This window comes from Mycobacterium sp. (assembly GCF_040509115.1).
Classification (GTDB): domain Bacteria; phylum Actinomycetota; class Actinomycetes; order Mycobacteriales; family Mycobacteriaceae; genus Mycobacterium.
The window spans coordinates 1-12,846 of sequence record NZ_JBEVLO010000473.1 but is presented as its reverse complement, the minus strand read 5'-3'; the positions used below and the strand labels follow the sequence as shown (position 1 = coordinate 12,846).

The 12,846-nt window shown below is 65.1% G+C and carries 12 protein-coding genes; 5 read left to right on the top strand and 7 right to left on the bottom strand.

Annotated features, from left to right (window positions below; translation table 11 throughout):
* A partial coding sequence (locus ABW137_RS32340; protein ID WP_526406436.1) for a DUF6542 domain-containing protein occupies positions 1–544 on the bottom strand: 544 nt, incomplete at its 3' end.
* Positions 545–627: 83 nt separating this feature from the next.
* Between ABW137_RS32340 and ychF the strand changes: the two genes are divergently transcribed.
* The 3 genes from ychF to ABW137_RS32325 all read left to right on the top strand — a co-directional run bounded on the left by ychF (position 628) and on the right by ABW137_RS32325 (position 2,990).
* On the top strand, positions 628–1,713 hold the full coding sequence (gene ychF / locus ABW137_RS32335) for a redox-regulated ATPase YchF (protein WP_526406434.1): 1,086 nt from the start codon (positions 628–630) through the stop codon (positions 1,711–1,713).
* 106 nt (positions 1,714–1,819) lie between these two features.
* A complete protein-coding gene (locus ABW137_RS32330; protein WP_526406433.1) occupies positions 1,820–2,608 on the top strand; it encodes an alpha/beta fold hydrolase in 789 nt (262 codons plus the stop codon).
* Between the two features lie 10 nt (positions 2,609–2,618).
* On the top strand, positions 2,619–2,990 hold the full coding sequence (locus tag ABW137_RS32325; RefSeq protein ID WP_526406431.1) for a DUF2255 family protein: 372 nt from the start codon (positions 2,619–2,621) through the stop codon (positions 2,988–2,990).
* A gap of 153 nt (positions 2,991–3,143) precedes the next feature.
* Here the strand turns inward: ABW137_RS32325 and ABW137_RS32320 are convergent, their stop codons facing one another.
* The 6 genes from ABW137_RS32320 to ABW137_RS32295 form a co-directional block, all read right to left on the bottom strand.
* Positions 3,144–3,419: a hypothetical protein gene (locus tag ABW137_RS32320; RefSeq protein ID WP_526406429.1), complete on the bottom strand. Its 276-nt coding sequence runs from the start codon at positions 3,417–3,419 to the stop codon at positions 3,144–3,146.
* Between the two features lie 191 nt (positions 3,420–3,610).
* Entirely contained in the window at positions 3,611–5,140 is a 1,530-nt protein-coding gene (locus tag ABW137_RS32315; RefSeq protein WP_526406427.1) for an AMP-binding protein, read from the bottom strand.
* A gap of 55 nt (positions 5,141–5,195) precedes the next feature.
* Positions 5,196–6,128 carry a glutaminase A gene (glsA, locus tag ABW137_RS32310; protein WP_526406425.1) on the bottom strand — a complete coding sequence of 311 codons (933 nt, stop codon included), beginning with the start codon at positions 6,126–6,128 and terminating at the stop codon, positions 5,196–5,198.
* A 12-nt stretch (positions 6,129–6,140) separates the two neighbouring features.
* Entirely contained in the window at positions 6,141–7,025 is an 885-nt protein-coding gene (locus ABW137_RS32305) for a phytanoyl-CoA dioxygenase family protein (RefSeq protein ID WP_526406423.1), read from the bottom strand.
* Between the two features lie 23 nt (positions 7,026–7,048).
* Entirely contained in the window at positions 7,049–7,783 is a 735-nt protein-coding gene (locus tag ABW137_RS32300; protein ID WP_526406421.1) for a creatininase family protein, read from the bottom strand.
* A gap of 14 nt (positions 7,784–7,797) precedes the next feature.
* Positions 7,798–9,279, bottom strand: coding sequence for an amino acid permease (locus ABW137_RS32295; RefSeq protein ID WP_526406419.1), 1,482 nt, complete (start codon positions 9,277–9,279; stop codon positions 7,798–7,800).
* Positions 9,280–9,597: 318 nt separating this feature from the next.
* Here ABW137_RS32295 and ABW137_RS32290 point away from each other — a divergent pair, with 318 nt between their 5' ends.
* Both ABW137_RS32290 and ABW137_RS32285 read left to right on the top strand, forming a co-directional pair.
* Complete coding sequence (locus tag ABW137_RS32290; RefSeq protein WP_526406417.1) at positions 9,598–11,010, top strand: glutamine synthetase family protein; 1,413 nt, start codon at positions 9,598–9,600, stop codon at positions 11,008–11,010.
* A gap of 55 nt (positions 11,011–11,065) precedes the next feature.
* The coding region (locus tag ABW137_RS32285) for a helix-turn-helix domain-containing protein (protein WP_526406415.1) at positions 11,066–12,846 on the top strand (1,781 nt) is incomplete at its 3' end.

Genomic DNA, 12,846 nt, shown 5'->3' with positions numbered 1-12,846 from the left:
TACGGGTGCTGCGGGTGCTGCGACGTGACTTGCCGGCCAGCGCGGTGGCGGCTGCCGCCACGTCGGGAGCATCGGTGGTCGGCTCGGCGTCAGTGGCGACGAGGCGGCGTGCCGCTGCCCCCAAATACCAGCGGACCATGCCGATGACGAGCACCGTCGCGGAGGTGAAGAACATCAGTGGGAATCGCTCGATCAGCGGGTACCCGCAGTTGATCAGTGTGTCCTTGATGCCGGTGAAGGTGCTGCCGTGAAACACGAAGTAGGCGAAGGGCACCGCGACGAACAGGATGAGCGGGGGTTGGATGACCGCGGTGAAGATGCCCGACTGTTGAACCGCGAGCACGGCGGCCAGACAGCCGAGCACGTAACACGCGGCGAAGACGCCTCCGAGGGCCTTGTCGCCGGCGCCCGCGTCGAACGCAATGCCGATCGCCGTCAGAGTCGCTGCCACGATCGCGGCTCCCCACCAGGGGATTCCGGGGACATGAGGCAGCGCCGATCTATGGTCGGCGGCCACCGCCGACCGTCCGCGCAGTCCTGACACACGTCGACCGTACCGGCAATCGTCGATTGGCGGTCACCAGCACGCGCGGGCGCGCCCCCGCCGCCCCCTAGACTGTTTAATCCGTGGGCCTCAACCTCGGAATCGTCGGATTACCCAACGTCGGCAAGTCAACGTTGTTCAACGCGTTGACGCGCAATGACGTGCTGGCTGCCAACTACCCCTTCGCCACCATCGAGCCGAACGAGGGTGTGGTGGCGCTGCCCGATCCCCGGCTCGACAAGCTCGCCGACATCTTCTCGTCGGAGAAGACCGTGCCCGCGCCGGTGACGTTCGTGGACATCGCGGGCATCGTCAAGGGCGCATCCGAGGGGGCCGGGCTCGGGAACAAGTTCCTCGCCAACATTCGCGAGTGCGACGCGATCTGTCAGGTGGTCCGGGTGTTCGCCGACGACGACGTGGTGCACGTCGACGGCAAGGTCGACCCCAAGTCCGACATCGAGGTCATCGAGACCGAGTTGATCCTCGCCGATCTGCAGACGCTGGAGAAGGCCGTCCCGCGCTTGGAGAAGGAAGCGCGGAACAACAAGGACCGCAAGGCGGTTCACGAAGCGGCGCTGGCGGCTCAGACCACGCTCGACGGTGGCACGACGCTATTCGCCTCATCTTCTTCCACGGGGGCCGACTACACGCTGTTGCGCGAGCTGAACCTGATGACCACCAAGCCGTTCCTGTACGTCTTCAACGCAGATGAGTCGGTGCTCACCGACGAAGCCCGCAAGGCAGAACTGCGCGAACTGGTGGCCCCCGCCGATGCGGTGTTCCTCGACGCGAAGATCGAAGCCGAACTCCAGGAGCTCGACGACGAGTCGGCCGCTGAACTCCTCGAATCGATCGGCCAGACCGAAAAGGGTCTGGATGCGTTGGCACGGGCGGGATTTCACACGCTCAAGTTGCAGACCTACCTGACGGCCGGGCCCAAGGAGTCGCGGGCATGGACGATCCACCGTGGTGACACCGCCCCCAAGGCCGCGGGCGTCATCCACACCGACTTCGAGAAGGGCTTCATCAAGGCCGAGATCGTGTCCTACGACGACCTGGTCGCCGCGGGTTCGATGGCCGCGGCCAAGTCGGCGGGCAAGGTGCGCATGGAGGGCAAGGACTACGTGATGGCCGACGGGGACGTGGTGGAGTTCCGGTTCAACGTCTGACCGGAACGCGGTCGGACGAGCAGCGGGAACCGGTTCGCCGCGTTGCCGCGGCACGAACCAAGAACTGAGACTGGCGCCCAGTCGGCGGATGCTGTCCAATTTCGACATGGACAGCAGCACGTCCCCACTCGTTCTCTTGCACGGTCTGGCGATGTCGGCCGGTGCGTGGCGAGAGGTGATTCCACTGGTGTCGCAGCATCATCAGGTGCACGCACCGACGGCCGACGGCCACCGAGGCGGACTCCCCGTCGATCGGCATCCCGTAACGATGACCCACATGGTCGATGCTGCCGAGCGATATCTGGACGAGTGCGGTTTGGATCGACCTCATCTCGCCGGGAACTCCATTGGCGGATTCGTGGCAATCGAATTGGCCCGGCGGCATCGTGCCGCAAGCGTGTGTGCCTTCTCGCCGGTGGGCTTCTGGACCTCCGGCGATGGCTATCAGAAGCGCGCGTTCGGGAGATTGCAAAGGGGCGTGACGATGGGTCGACTATCACGGCCGGTGTTGCCCGTCGTGTACAAGTCCGCGACCCTGCGTCGACTCATTTTCCGCGACATCGCCTATCGCGGAGACCGCATCTCAGCGACCAGGGCGCTGGAAATCAATGACGACGGCATCGGCTGCACCGTCGTGAAGGACCTCTGTGCGGACATGTCCGGCGCCGACTCGGTCATCGCAAGGCTCGATCCGATACCGTGCCCGATCACGATTGTCTGGGGACAACGGGAGACGCTGTTACCTTCGGGTGCGTACGGCAAGACCACGATTCCGCAGGCGACGATTCGCAGCCTGCCCGATGTCGGTCACGTTCCGATGCTCGACGATCCCGACCTAGTCGCGCACACTATCCTCGCCGTGACCACTGCGTGGGATGCGCGAGAGGAGTTGTAGGGTCCGAACCATGAGCTGGACACCCGAGCAGCTCGCTCTCCTCGATGGCACCCGCGAGCTCGACATTGCCGTACGCCGCGACGACGGATCACTTCGTCCGTGGACGCCGATCTGGGTGGTGCGCGTCGTCGGCGACGTGTACGTCCGCACGTGGTACCGCAGGGATGGCGGCTGGTTCGGCCTTGCCGTGAAGACGAGACGAGCACGCGTACGCGTTCCCGGTGTAGAGGTCGACGTGCGCATCGAGGACGTCGGCGCCGCGCCCTCGGCATTGCGGGACGACGTGGACGCCGCCTACCGCGCCAAGTACGGCGGCGGTTCGACCGGAAACATGATCGCAGACGCAGCCGCGGCGACGACGCTTCGGCTGCACCGAGAATAGAGCCCGCGTGGAGGTGCCGGACGTCGAGGGCGACGAGTTCTGTTGCGACTGAGCGACGAGCGGGTGTCCTCGATCGAGGTGGTCCGCCATGGCGTCGATTTCGGCCCGCCACCGATGATCCGCTGGCGGGCCGAATCACGTTCTGCGAGTGGATCAGCGAGCGACCGACGGGATGGCCACGCGAACCGAGCCGTCGCCCAGTTGCGGTCCTGGCTGAAGCCGCACGGAGCCGTCGCCGGGAAGGGTGCGCTGGCACTGGTTGCACTCGACGATGGGAACGCCGAAGTCCGAGTAATCGATCGTCACGCCCGGACCGGTATTCGGGGCGGCACTCGCCGTGCCCGCGGTCAAGCCCAATCCGGCCAGCGCGGCGCCGCCCGTGAGCAGCGTTCCGACGATCGTCTTCCTGAGGGTGTGGGAGGTGGACATTGGTGAATCCTTTCGGTGGGGCTCCGCGTTCGTTGTGCGGCTCCGGTCCGGTAAGTACATGGCGGTGGGGTCGCTACCGATCCCAACAACCACGACCGGGTAGGCCGCATACGTACCTGGGCGATCGGTCCTCCAAGTGGCCAGGCCACCTGGACACCGATGGGGCGGATCATCGACCGTTCACCGACTCCTCAGGTCACTTGACGGTCGAGCTCCTGCGAAAACCGTTGCCGTAGTTTGTATTTCTGAAGCTTGCCAGTGGCGGTGCGGGGTAGCTCCGGCTCGAACTCGAATCGTTTCGGGACCTTGTATCCTGCGAGTGTCTGCCTGCAGTGCGCGTCGAGGTCGCCAGCGCTGACCGCGTTGGCGTCGGCGACGACGATGGCCGTGACCAGTTCCCCCCACTTGTCGTCCGGGATGCCAATCACCGCAGCTTCACGCACCGCCGCGTGGGACACGAGTGCATCCTCGACTTCGATCGAGGACACGTTCTCACCACCACTGATGATGACGTCCTTGCGACGATCGGAGATCACGAGATATCCATCGTCATCGAGGTAGCCGACGTCTCCGGTGTGAAACCAGCCGCCGGCCAGCGCCTCGCTGGTTGCCCCAGGGTCGTCCAGGTAGTCCGCCAGCGTGTGGTTCGACGAGGTGAGCACCTCGCCGGAGGAATCCACCGCCAACTGAACACCGAGCGCGGGTGGCCCCGCCCGGCCCAGCAGGCGGGCCCGTCCGGCGCTATCCAGGTGATCCCATTCCGCGCGGTGTCGGGAGAGTGTGGTCAGCGGGGACGTCTCCGTCAGCCCGTAGAGCTGGAGGAACTCCCAGCCGAGTTCGTCGAGGACGCGGGCGATCGTGCGTGACGGTGGCGGCGCGCCTGCGACGATGACCCTAACCCGTCCGTACCCGGGGACCGGCCCCGGCCAATCGAGCGCAGCATCGAGGATGGCGTTGAGCACCGCAGGCGCGGCGCAAAGCAGGGTGACGCCGTGTCGCTCGATTCGCCGGAGAATCTCCGCACCGTTGACCTGGCGAAGAATGATGTGCTGACCGCCCAAACCCGTGAGGGCGTAGGGCATTCCCCAACCGTTGACGTGAAACATCGGCAGCGTATGAAGATAGACGTCGCGATCCGAGACGCCCGCGTGCAGTGCCAGGACACACGCGTTCAACCACAGGCTGCGGTGGGTGAGTCGAACACCTTTCGGCCTGGCGGTGGTGCCGGAGGTGTAATTGATGGTGGCGATGGCGTCTTCGCGGCCATCGAGCCACGGTTGCGGGTCGGTACCGTGCCGATAGAGATCGTCGTCCTCGCCGAGCACGAATCGGTGCGGCACCTTCAGACCGTCGAGCAGGTGGCGGTGGCTGGGGTCTACCCAGACGGCGTCGGCGTCACAGTGATGCACGATGTACTCGACTTCGGCGGACGTGAGCCGGAAGTTGATCGGCACTAGCACGCGGCCGTAGGCGCTGACACCAAAGAACGAATGGAGCAACCGCGCGGAGTTCTGGGTGACCATGGCGACCCGGCCGCCGGGTGGAATGCGGAGATCGTCGAGTCGAGCCGCCTGTGCCCGCACTAGCGTGCCCAACTCGCGGTAGCTCACGTCGGGCAGCGCCGCAGCGGGCTGATCCGGTTCGTCCACGACCGCGGTACGGTCTGCGAACACCGTTTCGGCGCGATCCAGAAAGTCCTTCAAGACAAGGGGTTTGAACACGATACGTCCTTTCGATCGGCCCGAGGATGATGGCGCTGTCGGTGGCGAGTGGCGATCAAAACACCGACCACCCTGCGAGGCGGGCGAACTCCTCGATGGCTGCCACTCCGCCGGCGGAGTTGCCGTCCCGGTCGAGGGGTGGGCTCCAGACGCAGACTGTGCCCAGCCCTGGCATGATCGCCAGCACCCCGCCGCCGATTCCGCTCTTGGCGGGTAGCCCAATCCGATAGGCGATGTCGCCTGCCGCGCTGTACATGCCCGAGGTGAGCAACACGGCATTGACCCGCCGAATCGTCGGGGCATCAAGCCAGCCGCGGCGAGGGTGTCGATCGGCGAGGAAGAGCGCGGCGCGTGTGAGCGCTCGTACGGAAGCCGTGATGGCGCACTGCTGAAAGTACTGGGTAAGGACGTGTTCGATGCCGTGCGTTAGCATTCCGTGCTCGGCGAGTACGTGGGCGATCGCGGAGTTGCGGTGGTCTGTCATGGTCTCCGAGGCCGCGACCTCGAGGTCTGATTCGATTGCTCCGGTGTGGGCGCCGGATTCGATGAGGTCGATGGTGGCGTCTACGGCGTCACCGGTGTGCTGCATCAGCCGGTCGGTGACCACCAGTGCTCCTGGATTCACGAACGGATTCCGCGGCCGTCCGCGCTCGCGTTCGAGCTCGGCAACCGACCCGTAGCCGGAGTCGGTCGATCCCCAACCGACGTGGGCCCAGATATCGCGGTCGTAGTGCAGTGCGGCGCACAGCGAGAAGAGTTTCGACACGCTTTGGATGGAGAAGGCTTCGCCGCTGTCGCCGGTGTGAACTTCGGTGCCACCGGTGGTGGCCACGGCCATCGCGAACTTGCTCGCAGGCACGTTCGCGAGGGCGGGAATCTGGGTGGTGACGCTGCCGTTCTTGGCTGCGCGCCGACCACGGGCTGCAGATGCCTCCAGATAGCCCTCCAGCACTCCGGCCGACACGGCTCGGGGGGTCCGTGTGCGCATGGGCGTCGCCAGCTACCCGGCCCAGCCGATCTCCTCCGTCAGATACTTCTCGAGAAACGCTGAGCGATAGCCGTCTTCGCGCCAGGTGATGGGGAAGAAGGACTCGTCCATCTCGTCGCTGCCGAACTTCTTGTACCGGCTGTAGATGTAGCCGACGTCGTCCGGATTGAATCGGGCCTCGGAGGTGGTGCAGTGCGCCACTAGCGACCGTCGGGGAACATCTGCTCGATTGATGCCCGAACCGTGCCAGGTGCGTCCGGCATGAAAGGCGCCGCCCCCGGCAGGTACCACGACGGGGACCTTCTCGATCTCCGCACCTTCGGCCGCCGCCGCATTCCTCAGATCCAAATCGGGATCCGCCGGTGCGTGGAACTGTTCGATCATTCCCCATTGCTGCCAGCGGTGCGAGCCGCGCACGAACTCGAGGGTGCCTCCTTCAGACGTGGTGTCGTCCAGAGCGATCCAGCAGCTCACCCAGATCTGCGGAATCGCCCACCGGTCGTATGCGGAGTCCTGGTGGAAGCCGAGGGGACGCCCGGCGGGTGGCTTCCACAACACATTGTCCTGGCTGATGCGGGTGCCAGGCCAGCTGCCCAACCGGGCGCACGCCCTGCCGATGTCGGCCCGCAGCACTATCCGGGCGATTTCGCGGTCGGACTTCCACCCGTTGCAGATCTGTCGCGTGACGCTGGGGTCGTCGCGTTGCGGCTTCCAGTTCCATTCGTCGGGATAGAGACCCGTCTCGAACTGCCCGGAGAACATCGGGTCGAACCTCTCGAGGGCCTTGCGCGCCAACGTGGGGTCGATGATTTCCGGGATGATGACGAAGCCGTCGGCGTGGAAGGCCTCCACTTGTTCGTCACTCAGCTCGAAGGTGAACTCTTGTACGGCAGTCACTAGTCGCTCTTTCGGGTAAGAAATCAGTGGGGGAGGGGGTCGGTTTCCGCGCGGGCGCGGATGAGCAGATCGGTGATGCCATCGACGATGGCATCGAAGAGCGCCTTGCCGGTCACGGCATTCGCCTCGCTCGGCCTCCCCACGACGCCGCTGCGCGTCACCTCCGGCATCGGATAGGTCAGCACTCGCCCGACCATGCGATCGGCTTCGTCGACCGCACGGTCGGGGTGCACCAGGTCCGGGGTGAGATGCAGCAGCATCGACGTCTCGGCGTCGTTGGCGTGGGGGTCGTCCGCATCGGCGAGATATCCGGCGTTGGCCTGCGCTGTGATGTCGTACAGCGACACGAAACGTGTTCGCAGCGAGGGCACTTCGTAACGCAGGGTGAGGAGCGCGCTTTGGCAGGGTGGTCCGTTGGTGGCGTGGGAGTTGACGACGATCAGCTTGTGGAAGCCGGAGGCGTGCACCCATCGGCCGATGTCGGTGACGACGGCGGTCAACGTTGCCACCGACAGCGACAGGGTGCCGGGCCAGCGTTCCGTGTGGCCCAACGAGCAGCCATAGGCGAGCGCAGGGAGCACGACGTCGCCGGTCCGTTCGATGGCTGCCTTGGCCGCGTTTTCGGCGAGTACGGCATCGGTTCCGGTGGCGAGGTGTGGGCCGTGTTGCTCTACCGCGCCGACGGGCAGTACTGCGACGACTCCCGAACGAGCCACTGCGCCAACCTCATCGCGTGTCAGATCTGACCAAACGGGCATGTACGTCGTCTCCTTCAGTGCCGGATCGGCTCGATGGTGGTGATCGCTCGGCGGCCGTCGGCACCCGCGACCGCGTAGTAAATGCCAGATGCCACGAGGACAATGGCGACGAAGAGGACGCTAGAGAAGCGGTTGTACCAAACGTCGTCGCCGCGTGGCCAGGCCAGGTTGATCGTGAGGATGGTCCCCAGCACCGCAGCCAGCACGTTGACCGGCAAGGAGAATCTGCCCAGGCTCCATTCCGAGGGACTCCACTGCCCACGCAGCCGCTGGATCAACTGGGCCCACACGACCAGGATGTAGCACAGGAACAGCCCGGTCAGGCAGGCCGTGGTGATCGCGGCCAGTGCATCGATGAAGATGATGATCACCGAGGAGAGGATGCCCACCAGCACCGTGGAAAGATGTGGAACCTGAGTGCGGGGAGGCACTTTGGCCAGACCGGCGGCAAACGGTACCCGGCGATCGCGGGCGAGTGAGAACAGGATCCTGGCGGTCAGCGCCTGGTTCGTCATGGCGCAGACGAACACCGCGATGATCACCACGGCAGCAATTGCCTTGTAGAAGAACGCACCGGTGTTGCCCTGGATGATCGCTTGGAGGGGGTTGGCGGAGGCCACCACGTCCTCGACGCTGCCCGGGATGGCGAGGACGGCGACCACCAGGAAGATCATGCCGACGGCGAAGGTCGTCACGATCGACGAAATGCCAGCCCGGGGAATCACTTTCGAGGCGTCTTTGGTTTCCTCGGCCATGTCGGTGGCCATTTCGAGCCCGGTCCACGCCCACGAGCCGAACAACATGGCGGCCAGGAACGCCGTCAACATCACCGTGTCGGCCGGTAGGCCCTGAGGTTCGATGAGCACGGTTGCGGGTTGATTCCCGAATCCGGCCACCAGCAGGACGACGATCAGAACCAGCATTCCACCAACCTCGGCCACCGCGCCGATGGTGGCGACCGCCGACGCGATCATCACGCCCACGAGGTTCAGCGCCGTGGATGCCAAGATGATGATGATCGCGGCCAATTGTTGTTGGTGCGGAGTCAGTTCCACATCGAACAGTGATGCCACGAACGGTGAGATGCCGTAGGCGACCGCGCTCACCAGAGCGATCTGCGAGGCGGCGTAGAGCCATCCGGTGAGGTAGCCGGTGCGGGGCCCGACCAGTCGGCTCGCCCACTGATAGAGGGCGCCGGCGAGTGGCATGCTTGCACCCAGCTCGGCGAACATCAACGTGATCAGAAGCATCACGACGAACCCGATCAACCAGGTCCACACCAGCAGTGACGTCCCGCCGGTGGTGATGCCGAATGCGAACAGCGTGAAGATTGCCGTCGCCACCGAGGAGGTCGAGATGTTCACCGCGGTGGCCCGCATCAGGCCCATGGTGCGCCTCAGGACCTCCTGGTAGCCGAAACCTTCGAGCTGGTCCTGGTCTTCGTGCTCGTCCAGTTCCATGCGCTCTTCGCGCTCACGCTCTGGTGTTACGCTCATGTTTCTTCCTTACTGGTCTGATGATCGGTGGCTGCGTTTCGTCGCCGTTGACGCATTTGCCGGCGTGCATGATTCCGCCGTTGACTGTGCGATCGGGGTGAGTGGCGCGGTGCCGACCGTCCGTCGAAACGTACGACGCACGGTCCGCGGCGACCAGGGATGCCATCAAAATGTGGGCAACTTGCACGCTGTGTGCCGCCTGATCCGGGGATACGTTTGGCGAACGGCCAATGCCGACAAGCGACGTCGCTGTCGGCGTATCGCCACGTCCGCGCACAACGAACGCGATTGAAGTCGCCGCGAGAAGAGGAATCACCAATGACGAACGCAGACATCAGTACCACGCTGGCGAACGGGAATCAGCCCACTCACACCCCGGAATTCGATGTCGATCGCGTTCGCGCTCTGTTCGACCGCCACCAGATTCGGACCGTGCAATTCGGCATGCCCGACATGGACGGCTTGCTCCGAGGCAAGTTCGTTCCCGCCGAGTTCTTCCTCGACACCATCGCCCACCGCGGGTCGACGGTGCCCAACATCGTGTTCGGGTGGGACGTCGAGGACACCCTGATGGATTGCCTGAGCTTTTCCGGATGGCAGACCGGCTACTCCGATGTGGTGCTCAAGCCCGACTTGTCGACCATCCGTCCGATCCCATGGGACCCCGGCCAGGCGATCGTGCTGTGCGACGTCACCAACACCGACGGCAGCCCGGTGGAGATCGCGCCGCGAACCGTCCTCAAGCGTCAGGTGCAGCGAGCGGCAGATCTCGGCTACAGCTTCACTGCCGGTTACGAACTCGAGTTCTACCTGTACCGGGAGACATCCCAATCGGCAGCGGCCAAGGGGTACCGCGATCTCGTACCCGCGACCCCCGGAGTTGCCACCTTCAGCTTGCAACGCGCTGCAGCCCTCGAGGACGTCATCGGCGCCATCCGCGAAGGCATGCGCGCCTGCGACATCCCGGTGCTGGCCTCCAACACCGAATACGGTGCAGGCCAGATCGAGATCAACATCGAACATGGAGACGCCCTCAAGACTGCCGATCGCGTGGCGATCTACAAGAACGGTGTTCGCCGCATCGCGGAACAACACGGTCTGCTGGCCTCGTTCATGGCGAAGGTCGCGACGGATTCAGCAGGCTCGAGTGCCCACATCCACCAAAGCGTGGTGCGTACGGGTGAGCCGAACCGAAACGCAATGTGGGGTGGTGACGGCCCGTCGCCGGTGATGCGGCAGATCCTGGCCGGGCAGCTGGAATCGATGCGTGAGTTCACCGCTCTCTACTGTCCGACGGTGAACTCCTACAAGCGTCGGGTGCCCGGATCATGGTCGCCGGTGTCGGCGGCCTGGGGTGAAGACAATCGAACCGCTGCGCTGCGCGTCATCGCCAACGACGAGCGGTCCTGCCGAATGGAGAATAGGCTCCCTGGCGCAGACGCTAATCCCTACTTGGCGTTGTCGGCGTGTATCGCCAGCGCGTTGCACGGCATCGAGAATGAGCTCGAGCCGCCAGAGCCGGTGGTGGGCAACGCATACGACAAGCCGGGTACCGGCTTGCCAGCCTCCCTCGCCGCAGCCATCACCGAACTGCAGAACGGCCACGTGGCCCGCAAGGCCTTCGGCGACACGTTCGTCGATCACTATCTCGCGACGCGCATCTGGGAGCGCGACCGTCATCGCGAAGCCGTCGGTGACTGGGAGCTGAGGCGCTACTTCGACCGAATCTAGCTCGATGCCCATCTCTCGTGCTGCCCGATTCGGCATTGTCGGCCTACCCTTAGCCATGGCGGATACGGACACGGCATTGGTCGACCTCGAACTGCGGGCGGTGCAGGACGTCGCGCGCGCGATCGGTTCCTCGGATGACCTGTCCGTGGTGCTGCAGGGAGTGGCCGAAGCCATCGCCGGGGGGCGCGACAACCGCGACGTCTATGTCTACATCTACGACGCCGAGACCAATGAGCTGGTGCTCACCGGAGCAACGGAAAGCCCGGCGGCGCGGCAGGTGGGCACACTACGGGTCGCGTACGGCCTCGGCGTCACCGGTTGGGTGGCCGCGTCACGCCAGAGCTATTTGATTCCCGACGAGCTGTTGCAAGACCCGCACTTCCTGGCGTATCCGGGGATCGGTGAAGAACAGTACGGCGCCATCTTCTCGGTGCCCATCGTGTCGCGCGCCGATGACCTCCTCGGCTGCGTCACCGTCTGGGCTACCAGTGGGCATCGCTTCGACCCGTCCGAGGTGCCGTTCGTCGAGCGAGTTGCAGCACTGGTCGCGGGCACCTTCGAGACGGCGCGGCTCCTCGAAACCACCCGCCACCTCTCTCGGATCACCGACGGTACGGCGGAACTGGCTTCGATGGTCGCCTCGGATGCCCCCATCGCACGAACCCTCGAGTTCGCGACCGAGCTGGCGCGCAGCTCCACCCAGTCGGACATCGCCATCACGCTGGTCACTGATCCGTCGGGCGCCGACCGCATGCACATCAAGGCCGTCGCGTCGCCGGGTGATCCTGCGTGGCGGTTGCGCATCGACGAGGTGCGTCAGGATCTGCTCACCATCGACCAGGACATCCGGCACGGTAGGACGAACTGGCGCGACGCTGGTGAACAGGTGACTCACGCGCTGAACGGGGTGGCCCAGGCGGTGACGTCGGCCGCCGTGCGAGTCGGCTCTGACGAGCTGGGGGTGCTGGCCTGTTACCGGCTGAAGCGGACACGGTTCACCACCGATGACGTGGCAACGGTGGCGGCGATCGCCAATCACGCCGCTGCCGCTCTGAAGCTCGCGGTGCTGTCGGAGGAGCTGTCGGAGCGCAATGGGCTCAACTGGTTTCTGCGGGAGGTCTCGTCGGGGCGTGCGAGCGCCGAGGAACTGCGGCGGCGGGCGTGCTCGCTGGGGCTCGACAGCGCCAACGGGTATGTCTTCGTGGTGGGCAGCATTGCCGCGCAACCGGTTCCCGGCGTGAAGGTCAGGGCGGTGTCGCCGGGTCCCAGTCTCGAAGAGCTGCTCACCGCCGTGCCCGAGATACCCAGGAACACGCAATACGCGGTGACCGCCCACCAGACCGTGGCCATCATGCCCTGGGGTGGCGAGGCCGACTCCATCGACGCTCTCCGCATGCCGTTGCTCAACGTGTGCGCCGCCCGCCTGCGCTCCGCCACGGGCACCGCGTTGACCTTCGGGTTGTCTCGCCCGGTTTCGGCTGTCGACGATTTCGGCGCTGCGCTGGCCGAGGCGCGGGAGGCCATGGCGATCGGCAGCTCACTCGCGAACCCCAACGGGGTGTTCACGTTGGATGACGTCGGGCACCACCTGCTGCTCAGCCGGGTTTCGGGTGCGGGTTCGGTGCGGGACCGTTATGCCACGGCCATTGCGCGCATCGCGGAGTATGACCGCGTCAAGGGCACCGAGCTACTGGACACTCTTGCGGCCTTTCTCCACTATCGAAGTCGAACCACCACGTCACGGGAACTGTTCGTCCATCGAAACACGCTGAACCAGAGGCTGACTCGCGCATCGCGACTCAGCGGGTTCGACATCCTCGCGTCCTCTGAATGGTT